At 43.0% G+C, this 24222-nt stretch carries 24 protein-coding genes; 7 read left to right on the top strand and 17 right to left on the bottom strand.

Annotated elements, in window-relative coordinates:
• The 8 genes from ACO06Y_RS06470 to ACO06Y_RS06435 all read right to left on the bottom strand — a co-directional run bounded on the left by ACO06Y_RS06470 (position 1) and on the right by ACO06Y_RS06435 (position 11659).
• Complete coding sequence (locus tag ACO06Y_RS06470) at positions 1–501, bottom strand: YciI family protein (RefSeq protein ID WP_422083013.1); 501 nt, start codon at positions 499–501, stop codon at positions 1–3.
• Complete coding sequence (locus tag ACO06Y_RS06465) at positions 498–974, bottom strand: CYTH domain-containing protein (RefSeq protein ID WP_422083012.1); 477 nt, start codon at positions 972–974, stop codon at positions 498–500. The genes ACO06Y_RS06470 and ACO06Y_RS06465 overlap by 4 nt, the downstream gene beginning before the upstream one ends.
• 103 nt (positions 975–1077) lie before the next feature.
• Positions 1078–2013, bottom strand: coding sequence for an ROK family protein (locus ACO06Y_RS06460; RefSeq protein WP_422083011.1), 936 nt, complete (start codon positions 2011–2013; stop codon positions 1078–1080).
• A gap of 50 nt (positions 2014–2063) precedes the next feature.
• Positions 2064–2801: a GntR family transcriptional regulator gene (locus tag ACO06Y_RS06455; RefSeq protein WP_422083010.1), complete on the bottom strand. Its 738-nt coding sequence runs from the start codon at positions 2799–2801 to the stop codon at positions 2064–2066.
• Between the two features lie 47 nt (positions 2802–2848).
• Entirely contained in the window at positions 2849–4141 is a 1293-nt protein-coding gene (locus ACO06Y_RS06450; RefSeq protein WP_422083009.1) for a hypothetical protein, read from the bottom strand.
• Positions 4142–4249: 108 nt separating this feature from the next.
• The gene (locus ACO06Y_RS06445) at positions 4250–6646 is read right to left on the bottom strand and encodes a GH92 family glycosyl hydrolase (protein ID WP_422083008.1); all 2397 of its coding nucleotides are present in this window, start codon (positions 6644–6646) and stop codon (positions 4250–4252) included.
• Positions 6647–6658: 12 nt separating this feature from the next.
• Positions 6659–9877 carry a GH92 family glycosyl hydrolase gene (locus tag ACO06Y_RS06440; protein WP_422083007.1) on the bottom strand — a complete coding sequence of 1073 codons (3219 nt, stop codon included), beginning with the start codon at positions 9875–9877 and terminating at the stop codon, positions 6659–6661.
• Positions 9878–9889: 12 nt separating this feature from the next.
• Positions 9890–11659 (bottom strand): class I mannose-6-phosphate isomerase, encoded by a 1770-nt coding sequence (locus tag ACO06Y_RS06435; RefSeq protein ID WP_422083006.1) that lies wholly within the window; start codon positions 11657–11659, stop codon positions 9890–9892.
• A gap of 131 nt (positions 11660–11790) precedes the next feature.
• Here ACO06Y_RS06435 and dinB point away from each other — a divergent pair, with 131 nt between their 5' ends.
• From dinB to ACO06Y_RS06420, 3 genes are all read left to right on the top strand, one after another.
• Positions 11791–12891 carry a DNA polymerase IV gene (gene dinB / locus ACO06Y_RS06430; RefSeq protein ID WP_422083005.1) on the top strand — a complete coding sequence of 367 codons (1101 nt, stop codon included), beginning with the start codon at positions 11791–11793 and terminating at the stop codon, positions 12889–12891.
• Positions 12892–12969: 78 nt separating this feature from the next.
• On the top strand, positions 12970–13533 hold the full coding sequence (locus tag ACO06Y_RS06425; RefSeq protein WP_422083004.1) for a TetR/AcrR family transcriptional regulator: 564 nt from the start codon (positions 12970–12972) through the stop codon (positions 13531–13533).
• A 59-nt stretch (positions 13534–13592) separates the two neighbouring features.
• The gene (locus tag ACO06Y_RS06420; RefSeq protein WP_422083003.1) at positions 13593–14342 is read left to right on the top strand and encodes an SDR family NAD(P)-dependent oxidoreductase; all 750 of its coding nucleotides are present in this window, start codon (positions 13593–13595) and stop codon (positions 14340–14342) included.
• Positions 14343–14406: 64 nt separating this feature from the next.
• Here the strand turns inward: ACO06Y_RS06420 and ACO06Y_RS06415 are convergent, their stop codons facing one another.
• The 4 genes from ACO06Y_RS06415 to ACO06Y_RS06400 form a co-directional block, all read right to left on the bottom strand.
• Complete coding sequence (locus ACO06Y_RS06415) at positions 14407–14796, bottom strand: cupredoxin domain-containing protein (protein ID WP_422083002.1); 390 nt, start codon at positions 14794–14796, stop codon at positions 14407–14409.
• A 115-nt stretch (positions 14797–14911) separates the two neighbouring features.
• Positions 14912–15460, bottom strand: coding sequence for a carboxymuconolactone decarboxylase family protein (locus ACO06Y_RS06410; RefSeq protein WP_422083001.1), 549 nt, complete (start codon positions 15458–15460; stop codon positions 14912–14914).
• Between the two features lie 68 nt (positions 15461–15528).
• Entirely contained in the window at positions 15529–15678 is a 150-nt protein-coding gene (locus ACO06Y_RS06405) for a hypothetical protein (RefSeq protein ID WP_422083000.1), read from the bottom strand.
• A 92-nt stretch (positions 15679–15770) separates the two neighbouring features.
• Positions 15771–16619: a helix-turn-helix domain-containing protein gene (locus ACO06Y_RS06400; RefSeq protein ID WP_422082999.1), complete on the bottom strand. Its 849-nt coding sequence runs from the start codon at positions 16617–16619 to the stop codon at positions 15771–15773.
• A gap of 173 nt (positions 16620–16792) precedes the next feature.
• Here ACO06Y_RS06400 and ACO06Y_RS06395 point away from each other — a divergent pair, with 173 nt between their 5' ends.
• Positions 16793–17344: a PAS domain-containing protein gene (locus ACO06Y_RS06395; protein WP_422082998.1), complete on the top strand. Its 552-nt coding sequence runs from the start codon at positions 16793–16795 to the stop codon at positions 17342–17344.
• A gap of 74 nt (positions 17345–17418) precedes the next feature.
• Here the strand turns inward: ACO06Y_RS06395 and pyk are convergent, their stop codons facing one another.
• The 5 genes from pyk to ACO06Y_RS06370 form a co-directional block, all read right to left on the bottom strand.
• Positions 17419–18861 carry a pyruvate kinase gene (gene pyk, locus ACO06Y_RS06390; protein WP_422082997.1) on the bottom strand — a complete coding sequence of 481 codons (1443 nt, stop codon included), beginning with the start codon at positions 18859–18861 and terminating at the stop codon, positions 17419–17421.
• Positions 18862–18865: 4 nt separating this feature from the next.
• Positions 18866–19330 (bottom strand): IPExxxVDY family protein, encoded by a 465-nt coding sequence (locus ACO06Y_RS06385; protein ID WP_422082996.1) that lies wholly within the window; start codon positions 19328–19330, stop codon positions 18866–18868.
• A gap of 98 nt (positions 19331–19428) precedes the next feature.
• Positions 19429–20166 carry a ribonuclease III gene (gene rnc, locus ACO06Y_RS06380; RefSeq protein ID WP_422082995.1) on the bottom strand — a complete coding sequence of 246 codons (738 nt, stop codon included), beginning with the start codon at positions 20164–20166 and terminating at the stop codon, positions 19429–19431.
• An 8-nt stretch (positions 20167–20174) separates the two neighbouring features.
• Positions 20175–21425 (bottom strand): beta-ketoacyl-ACP synthase II, encoded by a 1251-nt coding sequence (gene fabF, locus ACO06Y_RS06375; protein WP_422082994.1) that lies wholly within the window; start codon positions 21423–21425, stop codon positions 20175–20177.
• 134 nt (positions 21426–21559) lie between these two features.
• Positions 21560–21793, bottom strand: coding sequence for an acyl carrier protein (locus tag ACO06Y_RS06370; RefSeq protein WP_047247024.1), 234 nt, complete (start codon positions 21791–21793; stop codon positions 21560–21562).
• A gap of 163 nt (positions 21794–21956) precedes the next feature.
• On the opposite strand from ACO06Y_RS06370, the gene purN reads away from it, so the two are divergent.
• The 3 genes from purN (at position 21957) to ACO06Y_RS06355 (ending at position 24210) form a co-directional block, all read left to right on the top strand.
• Positions 21957–22526: a phosphoribosylglycinamide formyltransferase gene (purN, locus tag ACO06Y_RS06365; protein ID WP_422082993.1), complete on the top strand. Its 570-nt coding sequence runs from the start codon at positions 21957–21959 to the stop codon at positions 22524–22526.
• Positions 22526–23161: a viroplasmin family protein gene (locus ACO06Y_RS06360; protein WP_422082992.1), complete on the top strand. Its 636-nt coding sequence runs from the start codon at positions 22526–22528 to the stop codon at positions 23159–23161. The genes purN and ACO06Y_RS06360 overlap by 1 nt, the downstream gene beginning before the upstream one ends.
• Before the next feature lie 122 nt (positions 23162–23283).
• Positions 23284–24210 (top strand): PfkB family carbohydrate kinase, encoded by a 927-nt coding sequence (locus tag ACO06Y_RS06355; RefSeq protein WP_422082991.1) that lies wholly within the window; start codon positions 23284–23286, stop codon positions 24208–24210.
• The last annotated feature ends 12 nt before the right edge of the window (positions 24211–24222 follow it).

Here is a 24222-nt window from a genome sequence, read left to right as displayed (position 1 = left end):
CTATCGTAAGGGGAATCCCTTGGCCGCCCACCATGGATGCATTTCGATGACCAATCGTCCTGATTTTACCATGGGATCTATGTTGGCCAGGCTATCGGCAATCTCCAAGGTAGGGGTATTATAGATGGTAATTCCCCGGATTTCCCCATCGTCGCCAAAAGGGCCGGAGATATCCGCATATCCCTCTTCATACATTTTTCCCAAATGGGCCAAATGTAGTTCTTGCAAGCTATCCACTTCTTTTTTATTGGATGAACGATTGGGCCCCCGTTTTAAAAAGGCGATGAAGTATTGCTGCATGATGACGGTGTCCTTAGTTTTCTCATCCACATAATCAAAGATCTTAAATCCCTTTTCCGTTAGCTCCTCCTTAATCTCCCTTGTGGATCTTTCTACCTTTTCCTTTACAGGTTCAGTAGTTTCCCGGGGAGCTTCGGCCACCACCTTACAAGCACCAAACGTTATAAGAAGTACAAGGAGCACCAAAGTATATTTTTTCATTCTTTCCAAGTATTAAAAGGTTGTTTGCTCAATTGTGAATTATAGTATCTTATCTCCCCGGTGATCTCTTTTCCGAGCCAATCCGGTATTTCAAATACCTCCTTTTCGTTCTGCAGTTCAATCTCGGCTACTATCAATCCTTCATTCTCTCCATAAAACTCGTCCACCTCAAAAAAATGGTCCCCAATGGGAATCTTGTATCGGGTTTTTTCCAATACTTTTGGTTCACATAAAAGTAGTAATTCCTCGGCTTCCTTTGGTGTAATCTCCTTTTCCCATTCAAATCGGGAAGTCCCTGTTTCATTGGATAGACCCTTTATCGTCAAGTATCCAAAATCACCATCGATTCGAACGCGAACCGTACGTTCCGGATGGGTATTTAGAAAGCCCTGGACCAATCTTGTGGAGGTCATAGCCTCTTTCTTAAAAGCATCCGATTTGACCAGGAATTTTCTTTCTATCTCTAGTGCCATGGAACATCTGCAATTCCTTAAAAATAATCAAATCAAACGGGCTATGAAAAAGTTGGCATGCATTCCCGCCTTTACGCGAACTGAAGATGATACCGTACCGGTACTAAACGTTGGGTAAGTCATTTTTTACCTGATCCCAGAAATAAGCATCGAACAATTGGGCACTTCCCAGTATTGCCGCTTCTTCCATAAGGAGGGATACCTCAAAACGAATGTCCAGTCCTGCACCTAGTACTCCTGATTTTAATGAAGGTAGAAAAAACTGACTGGCATGGGAAATATTGCCTCCAAGAACTACCAATTCTGGACGGAACTTTTGAAGAAAGGGTATCATAAACTCGGCCATATTGACACCGAATTCCTTAAAAACCGTTTGACTATGATCGTTGTTCGCCTGTGCAATTTCCTTTACCCCCTTAACCTTTTCCGAGGAAAGTTCATAATATCTCTTTATACACCATCGGGTAGAGAAATAATCATCCCCAATACCTTGCTTAAAGGGCTTATCCCATAAACATCCATTTTTGGGGACCTCGGTATGGTTCACCTGAGGAATTCCATCCTTAACAAATGCAGAGCCAAATCCGGTTCCCAGGGTCACCACGATAATTTTGGGATATTGTTTTGCACCCCCTTGGGTGGCAACCCCCACACCAAAGGAAGTGGCATCGTTGAGAAATCTGAAATTCACGTTTTCGCTATCCAGATATCGTGTCAACTCCTTGGGGACGGATACCCCATACATGTTTGTATATTTATCATTTTCCCCTTCATAAAGGGCAACACCTCTACCGTAATCAAAGGGTCCGGGAATGGCAAAACCTATATTTACATTTTCTTTATCGGGAATATGGGCCATGGTCTTGTTAATAGCGGTACCCCAAGTTTCCAATACCACCTCCTTTGTGGCCTTATTGTCCACTTTAACACTAAAGGTCGTTCCGGGCAAAATCCGTAGTTCCTTTAAATTTACGGCAGCACTTACGATATGGCTTCCCCCGACATCTACCCCAATGGCAATTTGATCATGCATTTCCATTTTCCAGTTCCTTATTTTGTTGTACTACAACTTTTGGATGCCGTTGTACTTCACAACGACCGCTTTATTTCAATATCATATGTAAAATAGGAGGTGTGATAGTACACCACATTATACTCAACGGGTCTATCCCCGGGATCGCATACCACCCGTTCCCTTTTTAAAATAGGGATATCGGATCCTACGTCGAGCAAAGATCCGATATCCCCAGCCGCTTTGACCGCACTGATCTTCTCCTTGGAGGTCATCACGATGGTATCATGCTCCTTTTCCAACAACTCATATAGGGGAATTGTAAAATCCTCCTTTCCCGTAATCCCAACCCTAGGGTGAAAATACGATAAGGAATACAAATACTTGGCTTTCTTTGACCCCCTAATTTTCTCCAATTTCCAGACTTTCTTTGATGGGGAAATCCCCAATGCCTTGGACACTTCATCGGAGGCTTTCGCATTTGAGATTTGAACACTGTAATTGACCACCTCTATCCCCTGATTTTCCATTTCCTTGGTAAAGCTGATCCAGTTGTCCAATCGTGTTGTAATCTTTTTGGTAACTACCTTGGTGCCCACTCCTTTTTTGCGTTCCACAAGTCCGTCATTGACCAAGGTATTTACTGCCTGCCGAACCGTATTTCTGGAAACGCCCAACTTTTTGGACAGGGTCACCTCTTTGGGTAGGAAGCTGGCACCGTTCCTGTAATCTTTCCTAAGGATAAGCTCCCTTAAGTATCCTTCTATTTGGACATGAAAGGGAACGGAACTATTTTGATCTAATTTAAAATCCACCGATACCGGATTTATTGTCTTTCTTCAAATAGGCCATCAACATACTACTATTTTTTGGATTCTGCCCATTCTTCCAACAAAAGAATAGCTTTATACAGTACCCCGGCAGATCCCCTAAAGGTGCCTGAGCCTTCCGGTTGGTTGTCCACGGTATACCATTCGTAGAATCCATCGTTCTTGACGACCCTCTGGGTCATGGGCAACAGTTGTTCATAGGCTTCCTCGATAAAACCGTTTTTGACCAGTTGTTGGATCATTCGCCCCCCGAACCAGGTCCAGTCTCCCCCATTTTGATATCCATAGGGATACATTCCTTTGTTCTCAAATGCCCAATCTGGATAGGGAGGATACAATGTTAATCCTATGGATCCCGCTCCCGAGGCCTTTACATTGGCCACCATTTTATTGAGGGAAACTTTAATCTGTTCCTTGTTGAGCAGCCCCGCTTCGATGGCGACTGCTGTTCCCCCGTGATAGTAGATTTCATTTTCATTAAAATCATCGGGGTATGGGGATTTTTCCAAATACACATGGGGAATGAACTTTTGGTTCTCGGCGTCCCAGAGTGTAGTCATGGTATTCTGTGCGATAGCGTTCCGGATTTCTTGCCATTTAGCCTTGGTTTCCGGGAGCAATTCCATCATATTATCCAATGCAATCAACAACATGGCATTGTCGTAGATGTCCACACAATAGTGGGTATCCTCAGTAATGTAGACGCCCCATGGATGCGTATGCTGAACATCTCCCCAATCGGCCGTAGTAGCCCCATAAATCAATCCATGTTCCTTGGACCAACGGTAATCCAACAAAAATTGCATGGCCTGTTCCATACGTTGGGCCACTGTACTTTGGCCCACTTTTTCCTGTAAGAATTCCGTGTTTCCCGTTGCTTGGATATACTTATATACGGCCTGGATCAAGGATGTTTCGTGATCCGTCTCCACAGTGTTCTTGTGGCCACAATAATCCGGTTCCAAATCGGAATAAATATAGGTATATCCTCCCTCCACGTTTTCGGCTTTTTCCTTGGGGATAAAACCGTCCACAATATTCCCGTCCTCACCCTGAAGCCTAAAAAACACAAGTAGGTTCTTTTCCAGTTCCGCGGCATCAAACACCTCGGCGGAAAGCGCTATGAACGTATTGTAATCCCGTATCCAGACTTCGCCATATCCGTCCCCGGCATTGAATCCAGTTTTAACGACTTCCAAGGCCCGGTTCTTTACTTCTTGAAAATCGCTATTATCCAAAATTTTACGGACTAATTCCTGATTTTCCTTTTGATGGGCGCATCCGAACACCAATAGTCCTAAAAGAAAGCTTATGTATTTTTTCATCCGTTTAAAATTTTTAAATGTCTGTAAATAAGTTATTTAAAAATTTAAGAACTAATGCAACCCTGCCTGCGGCAGGCAGGCACGCGTTGCACTCGTTCTCTCATGATATTAGTTGTTTTCATTGGACATGGATGGTGGCACTTGCCCAACTCCCCAATCCCTATTTGGTTCTGGGCCCATAGTAAAGACCAGTGTTCCGCCTTTCATTAACTCCTCCCTTGGCATCCAGCAATCGGTAATAGGTTTTCCGTTAAAGGAGACCGATTGGACATACGGATTATTCGGATGTTGATTTCTGGTTTCGATGATCAATTCCTTTCCGGGATAGTAGTTTTCATGAAGCTTCAGGCTTACTTTGTCAAACAAGGGGCTTCCAAACTGAAAGGTAGGATTGGCCGAAGTATGTCCCTGCACATCAAATAGGCCCATGGCCGCCATTACATACCATGCCCCCAATTGTCCTTGATCCTCATCTTGGCCCACACCATAACCATGTAGGGGGGTTGTCCCATAAAATTCGTTACAAATGGTACGTGTCCATTTTTGGGTAAGCCAGGGCTTGCCGGAATAGTTGAACAGCCACGGATTGTGCAAACAAGGCTGGTTCCCATGATTATACAATTTTTCCACCCCCGAAAAACTATGGATTTCTTCGGAACCTCCGCCGAACATACTTTTTTGTGCGTTGGAGAACATGGTCTCCAGTCGCTCATTAAAAGTCTCCTTTCCGATCAAATCCATCAGTCCGGCCACGTCATGGGGGGCATACCAACTAAACTGATACGCATTGCCTTCCTGAAAACCGTCCCACCCCCGCATGGGATCAAAATCCTGGATAAAGGATCCGTCCTCCAATTTGGGTCTTATAAATTGGGTTTCGGAATCGAACAAATTTTTATAATAGCCCGCTTGTTCCGTAAGCTTTCCGTAGTTGTCCATATCCTTCATCCCTTTGGCCATTTGGGCCACGGCATAGGAACTAAAACTGTATTCCAGAGTATGGGAGGCGCCAAAATTGAATACCCATCCATTGGAAATAATGGTATCCTTATAGGGAATGTACTTTTGTTTGATGAAATAGCTTAGGTCGTACTTGCCATTCCCCAGGTTCCTCCCCCGATATTCCAATTCATTCTTTAGGGCCGCCTTGTATCCCATCTTGACCTCAAAATCGCGAATGCCTATATTGTAGGCCGAGGCCAACAACAAGCCCTGAAAATTGGTCTGCACCCCATTGGTAAACACCCCATTGGCGGCCCCGTCATGAAGCCACCCTCTATCCTTGTAAAAATCGATATTGGATTGCACATAATCCCTGAAGTAGATGGGATAGGCCAGGCCCCACACTTGGCTCAAGTTCCAAAAACCGCCCCATATTCCATCCGTATTATAATGGGCATATTTCGGTTTACCCATTTCATCCAAAGGGGTTTCCCCTATTTTTCCATCAATCTGGGGATAGTTTCCATTGACGTCACTGGACAGCCCACGGCCCAATAGGGCGTGGTATAGTCCGGTATAAAATTTTACCCGGTCCTCCTTTTTTCCGCCTTCGACTATAATTTTGTTTAAAGCCTTGTTCCAAAGCTTACGGGATTCCTCCCTTACCTCATCAAACGATTTGCCGTTGGATTCCGTATTCAGGTTTAAACGTGCATTGGCGATCGAAGTATGACTTAATCCGGTCCTAATCTCCAATGGTTCGTTCTCTTCCATGGAAAAGGTGAGGTACAGCCCGTTGTTTATGCCTTTTGTTTCCGAAGCCCCTTTCTGTTGAACCGTATCTACGAAACTTCCGGTACTTAGAGGCTTTTTGTTCAGTTTCGCTACAAAATACATTTTGACCCGTTTGCCCGGATCGCAAAATTTTGCGTATTCCGGATAGGTCTCTATATGACCCTCTATTTCCGTTTCATTTACGATTTGGGCAAAGGCTTCGGTTACATCGCTACTTTCACCTTGCTTGTGGCCAATATCGATAATCAAATGTGCCGTTTCCGTCTGTGGGTAGGTATATCTATGGTATCCTACCCTTTCCGTGGAAGTGAGTTCCGCTTGAATATCATAGTCGCTGAGGTGAACGGTATAATAGCCTGCCTCGGCATTTTCCGTAGCTTTGTCAAATCGCGAACGATAACCTGTATCCGGTTCCTCCAACGTTCCCGGAACTGTCTTGAGGTTGCCGGTCATGGGCATAAATACCAAACCCCCGATTTGAAATTCATGAAAATGTCCAAATCCTTCCAAAGAGGTATGTCGATCATCATAGCCCGTAGGGCCCCATCCGCCATCACTGTTATAGGCGTTGGTATGGGGAGCCAGTTTGGCCATACCAAAAGGCCTTGCGGCCGGGGTGTAAAAAAACCATCGACCGTGCACCGATCCAATCTGCGGGTCTACATACTGCACCAGATTATATAAGGTGGTGGTACTTTCTTGTTGCCTCTCATTTGTACAGTTGATGAGAAGTAAAACTAGGATAGGGACGAGCCATATATGTTTCATGAGGTTCGAATTTTATCTAGGACTCGGGGGCAATGCATGCACCCCCCAATTTTTATTGGGTTCAGCACCCATAATAAGTTCCAAAGTACCTCCCTTTAAAAGCTCGTTTACCGGGAACCAAAAGTTTTTCAGCTCCTTTCCGTTCAGGATGGCCTTTTGCACATATTTGTTGTTGAAGGAGGTATTTTTGGCCAGTATGGTAAATGTTTCTCCTCGGTCATAGCGTTCTCCCAAATCAATTTCTACCTTGGGATACAAGGGGCTTCCTATTTCATAGATAGGGGCCGTTCTTGTACCTCCATCCATTTGAAAAAGCCCTAAAGCCGACATCACGAACCAAGCGCTCATCTGCCCTTGGTCCTCATCACCCAGATAGGCATTGGAAATTCCGTAACCATAGTAACGATCCATGATGTCTCGGTTCCATTTTTGGGTAAGCCATGGTTTTTTGACCCAATTGAACAAAAATGAAAAATGCAACGATTGTTGATTACCCTGGGTTACCGGAAAATCCCAGTATAACTCGTTGGGTGCATTATAGCGCCATGGACTACTTACCTTAAACCCATCGTCCAAACGTTTGGAAAATGCTTCTTCGCCAATGATAGATGCCAAGGCAGGGATATCTTGGGGCACAAAAAAGGAGAGTTGCCATGCATTGCCTTCTACGTATTGATGGTTGCCCGCTGTTTTTATTGGATCGAAATCAGGATACCAAGTACCGTCCGAGTGCCGTATCCGCGCATACCCTATTTCTGGATCAATGGCATTTTTCCACCAATAGGCACGATCCAGGAATTCTTGATATGCCTTTTTTTTACCCATGGCCTTGGCCATTTGTGAGACGGCAAAGTCGTCAAATGAATATTCCAAGGTATTGGAAAAGCGTCCTTTGTTATAGGGCACGTATTTGTACTTGAGGTAGGCTTCCAAATCCCGGTTTCCGGCATACCCATTGCCTACCTGTTCTCCCAAGGTAGTCTGCATCTTATGGATAGCTTCAAAGGCCTTTTCCGCATCAAAATCCCGTATTCCCATTTGATAGGCCCCAACGATCAACGGAATCTCATGTTCGGCCACCATTACCGGGATATATTCCATACCGGCCGGGCCTTTGGCCAACCAACCATTGGCATCGTACATGGCCAATTGCGATTTTACCCATTTTGAGGACCATTCCGGAACCACCAAGTTCCAAAACTGGTTTAAATTCCAGAAGGTATTCCAAAAGGCGTCACAACCCAGTGCCACTTCGTCGGGATTTTTAAATTTCCGAATCTGTTCGGTTGCATCTACCCAACTCCCATCAACATCGCTAAAAATATTTCTACTGACCAGGGCCCTATACATATTGGTATAGAACCTCATCTTTTCCATCCGATCTGTTGTAGTTATCCGAATTCTACCGAGCAAATCATCCCAGACCTCTTCCTGATGATGTCGCACCTTTTCGAAATCCCATCCAAAAGGTTCCGCAATTTCCTTTTCAAGGTTTAAGTCGGCCTGATCCATACTTACATAGGACAATCCCGTCCTGGTTTGGACCACATGGGATTTGGAAGTATCAAATTCAACAAAGGCCACCACATCCTCGGGTTTGGATATGGTATAGGTGTCCGAATCTCCTTCAGGAAGAACACTCCCTTTGTCCGTACGGATTCCAAATCGGGTTATGGGACGATCAAATTCCATGGCAAAATGAACGATATACTCCTGTGCTATCTGGTCCCACTCCCTGGGCCTATCCCCATCTTCTACCATCTGTTTCCGATAGTAGACCTCCCCCCAGACCGATGATGAAACCTGCTTGCTATAGCCCACTATTTTGGTATCGCTTACCTTTTTAAAATAAGCTTCTTCTATGGAATAATCATATTCCGCGGGAATCTTTAAGTCTACCAGTATTCTTGACCCAGATCTGTCTTCGGGATAGGTATACCGTTGAAAACTACACCTGGTGGTCGCTGTAAGTTCTGCCTTTATATCATAATCGGTCAATAGTACCGAATAGTACCCCAAAGGGGCTTGTTCGGTAACCTTGTCCATACGCGAACGATATCCACTATCCGGAGCTTCAGGACTGCCCATGGTGGTAATCAACGGCCCGTTGGTAGGGAAAGTACCCAAACCAGCCATGGTCCATTCATGGATATGGCTAAAGGTGCCTACATTTTCAAAAGTAGGCTGATATCCCGCTTGCCATCCCATATCCTGATTGTCCGGACTTATTTTTACCATTCCAAAGGGCATCCAAGGTCCCGGGGCTATCATCCATCGGGAATGGCCGGTACCCATTTTGGTATCGACATAATCCACTGGTCGGTTCCTCATTTTTGGACTTCTCGCTACCCTACCCTCCTGAACCACCTCACCATCCAATATCACCTCATACGTACTATGCTTTTTTGATGTCACCGCTGGCATTGGGGCTTCATAGATTTTTCTGCCATCTTCCAAAGTCTCTTCAAAAATGGTCTCGCCGTCCAAATGGACCTGTATGTTGGGGTTCCCTTCTATGTGCTGAACTTCCACTAAAAGTGGCTGAACGTTCTGCAAGTCTTGGGCCAATTCATAATCTGCGGGGTAAACCTTCCTGATCATTGCCTTTTTTGGAATACGTAATTGTGTTCCCCTTGGACCTTCCAATCGTATCTGGTCAAAAACCAACCAACTACCTTCCAATGTAGTCAATTGGATTTCATTGCCTCCATGGTTTATCAGTTCATTGGGCACGGGTAATTGGATTACTTGTTCTTGACCTGAACTCGTTTCCCCATCCAAGACACCTATTTCCTTTCCCTTTTTCATCTGGAATTTCCAGAATCTCCCATTTACCGAAATCTTGAAAAGGGGCGGCGCTTCGGGGCTACAGTCCAAAATATCGACCACTAATTTCCATCTTCCGTCATCGCCCTTTTTTTTGACGTTGAACAAAAGGTTCAATTGATGTGGACGTATGCCCGCAAGGCCGGATGTTCCTCCCCAGTAATCGGTCGCCCCCGGCAATACGTAAGGAAAGTCTTCCTCTGTTTTTGAATGTCCAATAACAAATACACGGTCTTCCCACCCAAAGTCTTCCTGGAGAAATTCCTGATACCCCTTGGGAGCCAGTGCAAATTCCGAACAACTATTGTCCGATTCGCCAATTTGCCATATCGTTTTCTGTTGGGCAGCACAAAGAGCAGCCGCAAAAAAGCAAACCCCTATGTAAATCCATTTTCCGTCCTTCATATCATCTCGGTTTTAACAGGCCTCGTCCTTTACAAAGGATACGATTACCTTGGCTTTTCTTCTTCCTCTATTAATTAGGGTATAGCTTTCCGTGGCAGCAGGAACTGCAAACGTCTCCGCAAAATGAAATTTTTGTGATGGGATATCACCCACCTTTAATTCCAAGGCCTCCCCCTCTACCAGCATCAAAACATGACATTGGCCTTTAGTGATAAGGTCTACCGTAGTTTCAAAATCATACCGATATATATCATAAAAGTGAAGGGGGTGCGTGGGCAAGTGTATTTTTTCCCAATCCGATCCAGTTTCGACAATAGCGGGTTTGGATATGAGACTTTCGGACACATACGTTCCCTTCTTTCCAAAATCCAGGTTTTGCATGGCCCGCTCAATATTCAAGGGTCTGGGATTGCCATCCAGGTCCATACGTTGCCAATCGTACATTTTAAAAGTGAAAATATAGGGAGTGGCACTGATTTCCAAAACCAGGTTATTGGTTCCGGAACAATGTACCGTTCCATGTGGAATAAGGAAGAGGTCATGCTTTTTGGATGGAAATTTTTGTACAAAACGATCCACCTCCAAGGTTTCCTTGGTTTTGTAACTGTTTTCCAAGGCTTGCTGGAATTCATGTCGATCCACTCCTTCCTGAAATCCCAGATATACTTGGGCCCCTTCTGTGGTGTCCAATATATAATAGGTCTCGTCCTGGGTAAAGTTCTCCCCAAATTCCCGTTTAATGTAGTCGAGACTTGGATGGCATTGAACGGAAAGATTTTCCCCTTCAAAGGTGTCCAAGAAATCAAAACGGATAGGGAACTCGTCCCCAAATTTGTTGACCGCCCTTCCCAATATGTTTTCTTTTTCATGGTACATCAACATATCGAAGGACACTTCGAGCAAAGTCCCACTACTTTCAAAAAGAAGGCCGTTTTCGGGAACAATCATTTCAAAGGACCAGGCATAATTGGGTACGTTTTGGTTTAGATCCCGAAATTGACGCTTCATCCATTGACCGCCCCAAACACCAGGTTCAAACCACGGCCTTACACGAAAATAGCTTTTGGACATCCGGTTCAAAGTCTTTCGTAACACTTCGCCTTTTATCCACGTAGGTTCCTGGGGCCGTTGTTGGTCTACCACAATATCCATTTGGGGCAACAATCGTTTCTTTTCCCGATTCAGTACCACCCAATCCACAAAATAGAATTGCTTGTACATGGGTTTGGCATCCTTTGGGCGGGAAAGCCCCAAATTGGTGATGGCCTGCGCACGCATCCGATATTGCAGCTCGTTCTTGGGCACATCAAAATAGACAAGGAACCCATCCATAGGGGTCAGGGCGGCACCAGTACCATAAATAATGTTCAGGTCGGCTTTTTGGTCCAGTTCCAAATGGTGCAGTTCCTCTTTTTTAAAATAATCCTGGAGCTTAAGATCTGTCCTATATCCAAAAATAGGGTCGTCCCCTCCCAAAAAAGGACGTACCAAGGATAGGATTTCGGCTTCAGGTTTTAAAAAATCCGCAATGTTGAAAGTAGCGACCCTGCTTCCCTTTTTCTCCAATAGGCTTGTTAAGCTACCAATGACTTCGTCCCAATCCACTCCAATATAACCGTCCAAAATCACTTTCTTCTTAAGGATAAGGTCTTCGGCCAAGGTCTCGTACCCGTTTTGGATGCTTCCATCCGACAGATGAAAAGAAGGATATAGGTCATAAGCCGTATCATCTCTTTTTTCCTTTTTTAGGGGCAACAGGGGTTGAGCGGTATTTCTTTTCATTTGATGGGTCGTGTTCCAAAGGTTGGAACAAAGATACTTATGTCCATATGTTTAAACATATTTATTTTGTTAAATATTCGCTGTCCCACCTTACATGTTGACTTTCGCAAGGAGACCCTTAATTTTGTGATATGTCCGATACAATTCCTTTGCGAAAAATAATCCATGTAGATATGGATGCCTTCTATGCCTCAGTGGAACAGTTGGATAATCCAGAGCTTAAGGGAAAGCCTATTGCCGTAGGGGGAAGTTCCAAAAGGGGGGTCGTGGCCGCGGCCAGTTATGAAGCCCGTAAATTTGGGGTACGCAGTGCCATGAGCAGTGTATTGGCCAAACGGAAATGTCCCGAACTCATTTTTGTAAAGGCCCGATTTGACCGGTACAAGGAAATCTCAAATAGTATTCGTACCATCTTCTTTGAATATACGGATTTGGTAGAGCCGCTTTCCCTCGATGAGGCCTATTTGGATGTTACCCATAATAAAAAGGGAAATCCGTCCGCCACTTTAATAGCTCGGGAGATTCGACAACGGATTTTTGACGAGACCGGATTGACTGCGTCGGCAGGTATCTCGATTAATAAATTCATCGCCAAGGTAGCCAGTGATATGAACAAGCCCAATGGGCAAAAGACCATTAACCCTGAGGAGGTAATCCAATTTTTGGAGGATTTGGAAATACGCAAGTTTTATGGGGTGGGCAAGGTAACTGCGGAGAAAATGTACAAGTTGGGAATTTTTACAGGCAAGGACCTCAAACAGAAAACATTGGAGTTTTTGGATTCAAATTTTGGAAAGAGTGGAAGTCACTACTACCATGTGGTACGTGGGGTACATACCAGTGAGGTTAAACCACACCGTATTCCAAAATCCGTTGGGGCGGAACGCACTTTTAGCGAAAACCTGAGTAGCGAAATCTTTATGTTGGAAAAACTGGAGCATATCGCCAATGAATTAGATCGTCGCCTAAAAAAGTCCAACCTTGCCGGAAAGACCATCACCCTAAAAATAAAATACAGCGATTTTACCCTTCAAACCCGAAGTAAAACACTTCCCTATTTTATCGCGGATAAGGTATTGATTCTTGAAATGGCAAAGGAGCTGCTGTACCAGGAACAGTTACAGAATTCCGTACGTCTATTAGGTATCTCCCTGGCAAACCTGAATACGGAAAACAAAGCGGCCGAAACGAAGGAAGATGCGGTTTATGTTCAGTTGAAGTTTGATTTCTAATTGATACTAAACTTTTACCAGATTTTCACTTAGAACTAAAAAACAGACAGACTTGTTCAATTTTTATTATATTTGCCCGTGAAGCATTCGGAAATAAGACAGCACATCATTGATACCGCGTCCAATCTGTTCTATGCCAATGGGTACAATACCACGGGTATAAATGAAATCATTGCCAAGGCGGGCATTGCCAAGGCAACGTTGTATAACCATTTTAGAACCAAGGACGACATTTGTATCGCGTATTTAAAATATAAGCACGCCTATTTTATCCAAGCCCTGCGTGACTATATTGAAGGGAAACCCCAAGGGAAGTTTCAACTTTTGGGGGTCTTCGATTTCCTAAAGGAATTTTATAGGGAACCCTCTTTTAATGGTTGTTGGTGCATCCGAACCATCGCGGAAATTCCTGCGGACAATGTAAAAATCCGAAATGAAATCCAAAATCAGAAAAAAGAACTATTGGCTTTTTTAAAGGAAGTGGTTACCAACAATATCAAAAATCTTTCCAATGCAGAAGCCGAAAAAATTACAAATGGACTGTATCTGTTGTACGAAAGTGCCGTTAGTGAAAGTCATTTGCATCAAAGTGATTGGCCTATTTATTCGGCAAGGGAGGTTGGGGCCCAATTGATAGCTTAAAAATTTTAATTTTAACAAGACAGACTTGTCTGTCTATTACTAATTTTATCTAAATATATATGATGTCAAATTTTCAAAACAAAACAGCAGTTGTAATAGGGGGTACCAGCGGTATAGGCCAGGCGACCACAAAGGCTTTGGTAAATTCCGGTGCCATCGTTCATGTAGTTGGACGCAGTGTGGATCAGCTACCGGATACCAAAGGCATTATTCCCCACAAAACGGATATCACCCATGAAAAAGATGTGGATGCATTGGTTGCCGAAATAGGGAAACTACCTAACCTGGACTATTTGGTAAATGCCTCTGGAGTGTTCGGACCCAAACCCTTTTTAGAACATACCCGGGCCGATTACAATTCCTATCTTGATCTAAACAAAGGGTTTTTCTTCATCACCCAAGCTGCTGCCAAGAAGATGAAGGCTACTGGCAGAGGAGCAATCGTCAATGTAGGTTCCATGTGGGCCAAGCAAGCCGTTAAGGCAACACCCTCATCGGCCTATTCCATGCAAAAAGCCGGTCTTCATAGTCTTACCCAACATTTGGCCATGGAACTGGCAGATGACCATATACGCGTCAATGCGGTTTCACCGGCCGTGGTGCAAACACCGGTCTATGATTCGGTTTTCGGAAGTCGTGAACAAGCTGAAAAAGCTTTGGAGGGATTTAACGGTTTTCATCCTATAGGAAGAAATGGCCAGGCCGAAGATGTGGCCAAAGTAATTACCTTTTTGCTATCTGACGATGCGTCCTGGGTAACTGGAGCCATTTGGGACACCGATGGTGGTGTAATGGCCGGTAGGAATTAATACAGTAAAAAGGCCCGAAAGTTTTTAAACCTATCGGGCCTACACCACTTAAACCTAACCTAAATTATTGCACGATCAATGTATTGTCCGTGGCGGTTGGATTCATCGGACAGAAATATACGTACTCCCCTTTTTCCAAGACCGTGGGATTGGATCGTTGACTTTCTCCAGTTTTGACCACCTCGGTCACATAAGCCGTTTGGATGTGATTTTCAGGTTTACTGATGTCCTTTCCTTTCTTGACCAAAACAAATCCTACATCATGTCCTACGCCATTATTGGCTATTTCAAAAACATACGTTCCCGCTGGAACGGACAATTGTTTTTGGGTGAATTCCCCTGGTGTTTGTTCCAAGGCAATTGTTTTTTTGGACTTTTTCATCATTTTGTCCTGAGCGGTCATGGAAAATACCAAGCCGATTGCAAATACTAGTGTTGTGATTACTTTTTTCATGATTTTTAAATTACTTATTATTGTTTCTATCTACTCTATTTCCAGTCCCTTCCTTCCAGTTGTTGTTCCATGGAGTAACATATGGAAGGAGGAAAAAAGGAATATTCTAAATTGATTACGCCCCAATGGATTCCAAAGGTTGCGCTACGGGAAAGTCCACGGGTACTTGAGTGGTTTTGTGCAAATAATTGCTTATCGTTTTATCACCGACCAAGACAATAGTATCGATTAGGTTTTCTTTGGTCCAACCTGCATTCAAGAAATTTTCAACAACTTCGTCATCGGTACCACCTCTGTTCTCGGTGATGTTTTTGGCTAAACGGGCCAAAGCATCCAGTTTATTGTCGAATGAGGAATAACCCGCCCTTAATTCAAGAATCTGCTCATCGGTGAAACCATTCATTTTTCCAATGGCCGTGTGGGCGGATAAACAATAGATACAATTGTTTACTTCACTGACCGCTAGGTTCACTACTTCTTTTTCCTTGGATTTTAAGGATGTCTTTGCGTTTTGTAGTGCCAAGTAGTTGCCCAATGCATTTTCTGAATATGTATAGGTGGCATAAAGGTTGGGCACAAAGCCTACTGCTTTTTCCAAGTTGTCAAAAATAGCCTGATTATTGGCGCTTACCTCTTCTCTTTTAGGTACATTAAATGTGCTCATGATCTTACATTTTTAGGTCATTCCCTAAGAATGACGGTTATTACTTATTTATTTATTATGTATTGAATTTATTCATGGGATTTCTCCATATCGCAATAGAAATCGTGATGCTGCTTTTGCTCACAATGCGTTTTCGCATTTATCATATGCAGCACTGGTCTTTTAGGCTGACGGAATATTTCGATAAGATTGAAAATGGAAGTCTGTTTGTTATTCATCTTTCCCCGTTTTTTAATTACAGTACAAAGATGGGATGGAAAAAGGGGGTAGGGTTAGGAAGGATTGCCCGACTACTTGTAGAAATTTCCCTTTACACGGAAATCGTATTTGTTTCCCGATATTTTGTTGGCGATTGGCCTATCATTTTTTTAAAGAAACGGCTAAAGTGGGCAGGGTCGTTAAACCCCAGTTCATAGGCAATCTCCTGATTCTGCTTATCCGTAAAATTGATAAGCCGTTTGGCTTCCAAGGCCAAACGATCCAAGATAATCTGCTGTGGCGATTTTTGATTGTAGATGGCAAATAGGTTGGATAATGTTTTTGGGGATTTGTAGAGCATGTCCGCATAATCGCTTACCTTTCTTTTGGTCTTATAATGGGTATCTACCAATACATTGAATTTACGGATGACATCAACTTGTTCGTTGTCCAACTTTTTCACTATGTGTTGTTCCTTGGCCAAACGGGTACAAATAATAATCAAACGTTTCAGCAACATCTGAAGCATATCGCCCTGAATGTTATCCGGCGTGGAAAATTCCTCAACAAACACCTGGTATAACAAATTGAATTTAGGCTTCTGGTTCTCGGGTATGGACACTATGGGAATGTCCTGTGTACCAAAGAATAGGATTCCATTACAGGAGACCTCTTCGTCATGGTCCCGTATACAATAGAACTCCCTATTAAAAACAAAAGCGGTAATCGGGATTTCGGCCTTTTCATAGGAAACATGTTGAAGATATGTAGTGGTCATCAATTGATCGGGAAGGAGTTCAAAGGGAATCCCATCCACTTCGACAGTAACGGGCTTTTCGTTTTTGTTCCAAAGAATACTGATATTTCCTGCACCGATCGAAAACTGATCTCTTGTGTTTTTGATATCATTTGTCAGTCCAAAAATTGAACCCAATTTGGGGTCGTGAAACTCAAACTTCATCCTCTAATTTTATGCGATAATGCACAATTAGTCTCTCTTTTTTGTTCATCCTTACGATACCTAAAGTGCTTTAAAAGAAGTATTTATTAAACAAAAATGTTAATGGCAGCCATAAATTTTTGGGCCTTAAAGGGTTTTTGTAGTATTGATTAAAAATTGTTCTTTATCGGTTTTTGGATAGAGTACTTGAGGATAACATGAACATGAACGAAATCAAGAACTACGATAGGGCGGCACATAAATTCTACAGCTCCCAAAGTATATCCAGTCTGCCACTAATTTCATGGGATTTCCATGCTGCGCATTTTCAAAAAGTCTGTAAAGATCATGCCGATGTGTTCCTTCTTAAAAAGTTGGCCCAAATCAACAAGTGGTCAACACCATTGGAATTTGATGAAAAACTAATACAAGACGAATGTGTTATCGTCGTTACCGATAGCCATCTAAAAATAGTACATGCCACCCAAAATATCCTTGAAATGAACGGGTATATGCCCGATGAAATTATTGGAAAAAAGCCCAAAATGTTTCAAGGTAAGGATACCTGTATACAGACCTCCAGAGAAATAGGACAAGCCATAAGACAACGAAAGCCGTTCGAGGCGATTGTGTTAAATTATAGAAAAAATGGCTCTCCCTACAAATGTTGGATAAAAGGGGAACCTATATACGACATATATGGTGAAGTAGTAAACTTCATTGCCTATGAAAAAGAAGTTGCCTAAGTGTGATTCTGTTCAAATAAAAGCCCCAAGGCCTGTTCCTTGGGGTTTTTTCTTTTTATGTGCACCGGCCCTACTTAAAAACTACATGTTTCGATTTCGGTGACCCGCAACGTATTTACCATTCCTTTGTCCTTAATGGGCATGGCCGCCAAACTGATAAGCATGTCTCCGGTATCCAAAAACCCTTTTTGGCAGGCAATCTTGTTTACATCCTCTATGGTCTCGTCCGTTGATACATATTTGTCATAATAGAACGCCTTTACCCCCCAAAGTAAATTCAACTGGGTCAAGATTCGCTCGTTGGAAGTAAATACCAAAATATGCGCACTGGGCCGCCAAGCTGAAATCTGAAAAGCGGTATATCCACTATTGGTCAGGGTGGAAATTGCCTTGGCCTTTATCTCATTGGCCATGATCGCCGCGTGATAACAGACCGATTTGGTTATATAGCGCTTTGTACGGATATGCGGCGGCTCTTGCGGTACCTGTATAAGTTCCGATCCTTCCACACTTTTGAGTATGCCGGACATTTTTTGAATTACTTGAACGGGATAATTGCCCACAGAGGTTTCACCGGAGAGCATTACCGCATCGGCCCCGTCCATAACGGAATTGGCCACATCATTTACTTCTGCCCTGGTCGGGGTAAGGCTGGTTATCATGGTCTCCATCATCTGGGTGGCAATAATGACCGGAATCCGTGCCCGCTTTGCCCGTAAGACCAGTTGTTTCTGTATCAAAGGAACTTCTTGGGCCGGTACTTCAACACCAAGATCGCCCCTAGCCACCATTAAGCCGTCACAGTATGAAACAATTTTATCTATATTCTCTACTGCCTCGGGTTTTTCAATCTTGGCAATAATCGGGATTTTGTGTTCTGAATGCTCCTTGATCAAATTTTGCAGGTCGATCAAATCCTGACTAAAACGAACAAAGGAAAGTGCTATCCAATCTACCTGCTGCGATATGGCAAAAATGGCATCATTTACATCCTTTTCCGTAAGCGCTGGCAAGGAGATGTTCGTATTCGGCAGATTCACCCCTTTTTTGGATTTCAACGGCCCGCCTTGAACCACTTTTGCCTTAACCTCATCCTTTCTATTGGAGGACAGTACTTCAAAAATCAATTTCCCATCATCCAACAGGACACGCTCCCCGGGATTTACATCTTTTGGAAAAGTTTCATAATTCATGTATACTTTTTCCGCTGTACCTTCAAACGGTTTTCCTGTAACAAAGGTAATTTCATCTCCCGGGGCCACTACCACTTCGCCGGCCATTACCCCTACCCTAAGCTTGGGGCCTTGTAAATCCGCGAGTATGGATATGTTGGTATGCAGTTCTTTATTCAATTCCCTTATGATCTGAATACGTTCCTTAACGTCCTCATAATTGGCATGGGAAAAGTTTATCCTGAAGACATCCACGCCCGCTTCGATCATTTTTTGAAGCACTTCCTTTTTGCTCGTTGCCGGGCCTAACGTGGCTACTATTTTTGTCTTTTTCTTTCCTGGCATTCCGTTAAAAGATTAGGTTCTTTTTAGATTTTAATTTATCGGTCTCTATAGTGTAAGCTGCCATAATATGTGGTATTGTATTCAAAATCCGAATAACATTCGTTTCCAAATCAATATCTTCCTGTTCAATTTTAAGAAAGTAATCCACTTCTTTGTATTCTGGTAAAAAGTGATAGGTTACTACGGAAGTTTCGTCTTCAAAAAGATTATCCCTGGTCATACTTTCTTCTTTTAAACTGCTGTTATTGATCAGATTCCAATACCCATCGTTGACCTTGTCCTTCCACTCAAAAAGCGGGAAAGAAATGTGTTCCATGGTTTCCAGGTCCTTAGAGGTTCTTCTTAAATTCGACTTTAAATGAAAATTTAATGTGTACACCAGGGCATAATCTTCCAAACTACTATGGAGGGCTATAAGATCAAAGGAATCCTCGCATAAATCTTCCGTAATTCTATGTACTGCTACCATGGGTGTACAAAACGTAAATATAGGATTAATAACGAATACAGCCTAAGTTGGGACAAGCAAAGAATTTTTTGAAAAAACGATTTCGATTTTTCTATGAGTTACGGTTTTTCCATTTTATCCTGCAATGCATAATATGCCCTTTTTGAGGCCCTTTCCTCGGCTTTCTTTTTTGAGGTGGCCCTTGCCTTTGCCATTACCCTTCCATCTATGGATAGTTTAACCGCAAAGTGTTTTAGTGCATCGTTGCCCGTATCCTCATATACGTTATAGTTAAAGGTCTTTTTCTGTTTTTGGCACCACTCGATAATAAGGCTTTTATAACTTATTACCTTCCCTTCCAATTGTTCAATATCAACATAGGGTTCAATGACCCTTTCATTGATGAATTTTTCACAATATTTATAGCCTCTATCCAAATAAATGGCACCTACCAAAGCTTCGAAAACATTTCCGTGAATATTGTCCCCGAAATGCGATTTTGGAATCCTGCTTTCAACAAATTTTATGAGATTCAAATCCTTTCCCAATTCGTTGAGGTGTTTTCTACTTACGATTTTTGAACGCATTTTTGTGAGATACCCTTCATCCCCACCTGGAACCTCATTGTAGAGGTGCTTTGAAATTATAGTGCCCAACATGGCATCTCCCAGGAACTCCAAGCGTTCATAGTTTAGGGGGTTCCCATTTTCATCCTTCTTGTTGATGGATCGATGCAGGAAAGCCTTCTTGTATATGTTCAACGTTTTTGGCCTGAATCCCAGAATTTTCGTTATCCCCAAAAAAAAATCCCCATCCTCCTTGGAATGGGAATTGAATATATTGGAACGAAAATTCATCTTGGAACTTAACTGATTTTCTTAAAGACTACACAGGCATTATGCCCTCCAAATCCGAAGGTATTGCTCATCGCAACATTTACCTCCCTTTTTTGGGCTTTGTTCAAGGTTAAATTTAGTTTCGGATCTATATTCTCGTCCACTACACTATGGTTTATAGTAGGGGGTACCATACCGTTCTCCATGGCCAAAATGGATGCAATGGCTTCTATGGCCCCGGCCGCACCGAGCAAATGCCCGGTCATGGACTTTGTTGAATTGATGTTTATGTTTGGTGCATGTCCCCCGAATACCTCTGAAATTGCCTTGAGCTCGGCTACATCACCCAAAGGCGTAGATGTTCCATGTGTATTTATGGCATCTATTTCATTGATTTTGAGTCCCGCATCATTGAGACAATTCTGCATCACCTTAACGACCCCTATCCCTTCGGGATGTGGGGCGGTCATATGATAGGCATCACTGGAAAGCCCTCCTCCTGCAACTTCAGCGTATATTTTTGCTCCCCGGGCCTTGGCATGTTCATATTCCTCAAGAATCAATGACCCGGCTCCTTCGCCTAATACAAAGCCGTCCCTAGTGGCATCAAAAGGTCTAGAGGCAGTGTCCGGACTATCATTCCTAGTGGACAAGGCATGCATGGCCCCAAATCCACCCATACCCGCAATAGTAACGGCAGCTTCGCTACCCCCGGTGACTATTACATCGCAATACCCTAAACGAATATAGTTAAGGGCATCTATCATAGCATTGGCCGAGGAGGCACATGCAGATACCGTTGTATAATTGGGGCCCATAAATCCATGCTTTATGGATATGTTCCCTGGTGCAATGTCCGCAATCATTTTTGGAATGAAGAAGGGATTGAACCTTGGGGTACCGTCACCAGCCGCAAAGTTCATTACTTCGTTTTGAAAGGTCTCCAAACCTCCAATACCCGCTCCCCAAACTACGCCGACGCGAAATTTATCCACCACGTCCAAATCCAATTTGGAATCATTGATGGCTTCATCCGAAGAAACGATGGCATACTGCGAAAAACGATCTAGCTTACGCGCCTCTTTCCTGTCAAAAAAGTCTTCTGGCTTATATCCTTTAAGTTCACAGGCAAATTTGGTCTTGAATTTTTCGGTATCATAATAGGTAATCGGTGCCGAACCGCTTTTGCCATTGACCAAGCCGTCCCAATATTCTTTTATATTGTTTCCGATGGGTGTCAAAGCACCCAATCCGGTAACCACAACTCGCTTTAATTGCATTGAACCAAATTTTTATTTTCTGGGAAATGGTCTGGATTTCCCCAATCCGTAAGCCAATCGTAAATTAAAAAAATTATCCATGCGATAGATTTACCACATGGATAGTTTCAAACCTTGTTCAAAAAATCATACGATTACTTCGCTTCTTCTATATAGCTTATGGCCTGACCGACCGTTGCAATATTCTCAGCCTGATCGTCAGGGATTTGAATGTCAAATTCTTTCTCGAATTCCATAATCAACTCAACAGTATCCAATGAATCCGCCCCTAAGTCGTTGGTAAAGCTAGCCTCTGATACCACTTCATTTTCATCAACCCCCAATTTATCGACGATGATAGCTTTTACTCTTGATGCAATGTCTGACATAATAATATCGGTTTTAAAAATTTAAATTGTTGGCAAAAATAAAAAACTTTGGTGTAATAATGTTATTTGTGTCCAAAATGTCTTGTAATTTAAGAAATTTAGGCACAAGAATGGTATTTTAGCCGGGAAATAAATACATCGCTTTTTAAGGCTTATTCGCCCCATGAAAAACATAGTTCTATTTGCTTCGGGTTCCGGTTCAAATGTGGAAAATATTGTGCATTATTTTAAATCCAATCCAAACGTTACCGTAGCCGCAGTACTTTCAAACAAAAGGGACGCCAAGGTCTTGGAAAGATGTAATAAGCTAAATATTAGCGCATTCTATTTTAACAGGAGTTCTTTTTATGATAAAGACCTAATTCGGAAAATACTAAAGACATTGAACCCGGACCTTATTGTATTGGCCGGATTTTTATGGAAGATGCCGTACGATCTCATTCAAGATTTCCCGAAGAAAATCATCAACATTCACCCTGCGTTATTGCCCAAATATGGGGGAAAAGGGATGTATGGCGATCATGTGCACCGGGCGGTCAAGGAAAATAAGGAAATCGAAACCGGGATAACCATCCATTTTGTAAACGAAAATTATGATGAGGGGGCCATCATATATCAAGCCAAGACCAACATATCCCCGGAAGATACGGTCCAATCCATAGCTAAAAAAGTGCAAGCGTTGGAATATAAGCACTTTCCAAGAATAATCGAGAAATTGCTTAATGAAGGATAATGGCCAAAAAAAAGAAATTCTACACGGTCTGGAAAGGAAAAAGACCTGGCATCTATACCACATGGGAGGAATGTAAAGAAGCCATATCGGGATATAAAGGGGCACAATATAAGTCCTTTCCCAGCCTAAAGGCCGCCGAAGATGCCTATAATGACAGTTATGAAATACATAGGGGCAAAAAGAATAATGGCCAGGGGCTTACCCCACAACAACTTCTCAAAATTGGAAGTCCTAATTACCACTCCATTTCCGTTGATGCGGCCTCTAGTGGTAACCCGGGGATTATGGAGTACCAGGGCGTGGACACCAAAACGGGGAAAAAACTATTTAGGCAAGGTCCTTTTGAGGAAGGAACCAATAACATTGGGGAGTTTTTGGCCATTGTACATGGACTTGCATTCTTAAAGGAGCGAAAGAGCGATCGCCTTATTTACTCGGATTCCAGAACCGCAATCAGTTGGGTTCGGAAGAAAAGCTGTAACACTCAATTAAAGGAAACCGAAGGGAACAAACCTCTTTTCGACCTTATCCGGCGTGCGGTCTCCTGGTTGAACAGTAATTCTTATGTTACCCCTATCGTAAAATGGGAGACCAAGGCATGGGGCGAAATCCCGGCCGATTTTGGCAGGAAGTAAGACCCTTCGTACATTCCAAAAGAACTATGTCATCCATTTGAAGGGTTTTGATAACTTGATTCGACACATCTTCGCTATTAGTTTTTCAAAACCGTATATTTGCAGCAAATTTCAAATCTTAAATGGGTAAACTCCTGATTGTCGGTACGGTCGCTTTTGACGCCATTGAGACACCTTTTGGAAAAACGGACAAAATATTGGGAGGGGCCGCTACCTTCATTGGCCTGGCAGCATCACAATTTAATGTAGACTCGGCCATTGTATCCGTAGTGGGCGATGATATGCCCCAAGAATATTTGGATATCCTTTCCCAGAAAGGTATTGATCTTTCCGGGGTGGAAATTGTTAAGGGCGGAAAGACCTTTTACTGGAAAGGGAAATACCATAACGACCTCAATGCCCGGGACACCCTGATTACCGAATTGAATACGTTGGCCGATTTTAATCCCATCGTCCCCGACAATTACAAAGATTCGGAAGTAGTAATGTTGGGCAATTTGCATCCAAATATTCAGATTAGTGTAATAAACCAAATGACCAAACGACCAAGCCTAATCATTTTGGATACCATGAATTTTTGGATGGACAATACATTAAAGGAATTAATGGAGGCCATTGAAATGATCGATGTCCTTACCATAAACGATGAGGAAGCCAGGCAACTAACCAATGAATATTCCTTGGTAAGAGCTGCCGAGGAAATACAGAAAATGGGGCCAAAGTATGTGGTTATCAAAAAAGGAGAGCACGGAGCACTTTTGTTCCATGAGGACAATGTATTTTATGCCCCCGCCCTGCCTTTGGAGGAGGTATTTGATCCGACCGGAGCCGGGGATACCTTTGCCGGCGGATTTTCCGGATACCTTGCCGCAACGGGAAACACTTCCTTTAATAGTATCAAAAATGCGGTAATCCATGGATCCAATCTGGCTTCCTTCTGTGTGGAACGCTTTGGAACCGAACGTATGCAGGATCTGCAAAAGGTTGAAGTGAGCAAAAGGTTACATCAATTTAAAGCCCTGACACAATTTGAGATTGAATTACAATGAGAATATGCCCTG

It is taken from the genome of Ulvibacterium sp. (assembly GCF_965228935.1).
In the GTDB taxonomy this organism is placed as follows: domain Bacteria; phylum Bacteroidota; class Bacteroidia; order Flavobacteriales; family Flavobacteriaceae; genus Ulvibacterium.
Note: the sequence above shows the minus strand (reverse complement) of the source record. Positions and strands in the feature narration are given on the sequence as shown.

What these genes read in the sequence shown, in the direction of transcription:
- ACO06Y_RS06470 (WP_422083013.1), bottom strand. Translation starts at nt 501, where the DNA reads ATGAAAAAATATACTTTGGTGCTCCTTGTACTTCTTATAACGTTTGGT.
- ACO06Y_RS06465 (WP_422083012.1), bottom strand. Translation starts at nt 974, where the DNA reads ATGGCACTAGAGATAGAAAGAAAATTCCTGGTCAAATCGGATGCTTTT.
- ACO06Y_RS06460 (WP_422083011.1), bottom strand. Translation starts at nt 2,013, where the DNA reads ATGGAAATGCATGATCAAATTGCCATTGGGGTAGATGTCGGGGGAAGC.
- ACO06Y_RS06450 (WP_422083009.1), bottom strand. Translation starts at nt 4,141, where the DNA reads ATGAAAAAATACATAAGCTTTCTTTTAGGACTATTGGTGTTCGGATGC.
- ACO06Y_RS06445 (WP_422083008.1), bottom strand. Translation starts at nt 6,646, where the DNA reads ATGAAACATATATGGCTCGTCCCTATCCTAGTTTTACTTCTCATCAAC.
- ACO06Y_RS06440 (WP_422083007.1), bottom strand. Translation starts at nt 9,877, where the DNA reads ATGAAGGACGGAAAATGGATTTACATAGGGGTTTGCTTTTTTGCGGCT.
- ACO06Y_RS06435 (WP_422083006.1), bottom strand. Translation starts at nt 11,659, where the DNA reads ATGAAAAGAAATACCGCTCAACCCCTGTTGCCCCTAAAAAAGGAAAAA.
- dinB (WP_422083005.1), top strand. Translation starts at nt 11,791, where the DNA reads ATGTCCGATACAATTCCTTTGCGAAAAATAATCCATGTAGATATGGAT.
- ACO06Y_RS06420 (WP_422083003.1), top strand. Translation starts at nt 13,593, where the DNA reads ATGATGTCAAATTTTCAAAACAAAACAGCAGTTGTAATAGGGGGTACC.
- ACO06Y_RS06415 (WP_422083002.1), bottom strand. Translation starts at nt 14,796, where the DNA reads ATGAAAAAAGTAATCACAACACTAGTATTTGCAATCGGCTTGGTATTT.
- ACO06Y_RS06410 (WP_422083001.1), bottom strand. Translation starts at nt 15,460, where the DNA reads ATGAGCACATTTAATGTACCTAAAAGAGAAGAGGTAAGCGCCAATAAT.
- ACO06Y_RS06405 (WP_422083000.1), bottom strand. Translation starts at nt 15,678, where the DNA reads ATGAATAACAAACAGACTTCCATTTTCAATCTTATCGAAATATTCCGT.
- ACO06Y_RS06400 (WP_422082999.1), bottom strand. Translation starts at nt 16,619, where the DNA reads ATGAAGTTTGAGTTTCACGACCCCAAATTGGGTTCAATTTTTGGACTG.
- pyk (WP_422082997.1), bottom strand. Translation starts at nt 18,861, where the DNA reads ATGCCAGGAAAGAAAAAGACAAAAATAGTAGCCACGTTAGGCCCGGCA.
- ACO06Y_RS06385 (WP_422082996.1), bottom strand. Translation starts at nt 19,330, where the DNA reads ATGGTAGCAGTACATAGAATTACGGAAGATTTATGCGAGGATTCCTTT.
- rnc (WP_422082995.1), bottom strand. Translation starts at nt 20,166, where the DNA reads ATGAATTTTCGTTCCAATATATTCAATTCCCATTCCAAGGAGGATGGG.
- fabF (WP_422082994.1), bottom strand. Translation starts at nt 21,425, where the DNA reads ATGCAATTAAAGCGAGTTGTGGTTACCGGATTGGGTGCTTTGACACCC.
- ACO06Y_RS06370 (WP_047247024.1), bottom strand. Translation starts at nt 21,793, where the DNA reads ATGTCAGACATTGCATCAAGAGTAAAAGCTATCATCGTCGATAAATTG.
- purN (WP_422082993.1), top strand. Translation starts at nt 21,957, where the DNA reads ATGAAAAACATAGTTCTATTTGCTTCGGGTTCCGGTTCAAATGTGGAA.
- ACO06Y_RS06360 (WP_422082992.1), top strand. Translation starts at nt 22,526, where the DNA reads ATGGCCAAAAAAAAGAAATTCTACACGGTCTGGAAAGGAAAAAGACCT.
- ACO06Y_RS06355 (WP_422082991.1), top strand. Translation starts at nt 23,284, where the DNA reads ATGGGTAAACTCCTGATTGTCGGTACGGTCGCTTTTGACGCCATTGAG.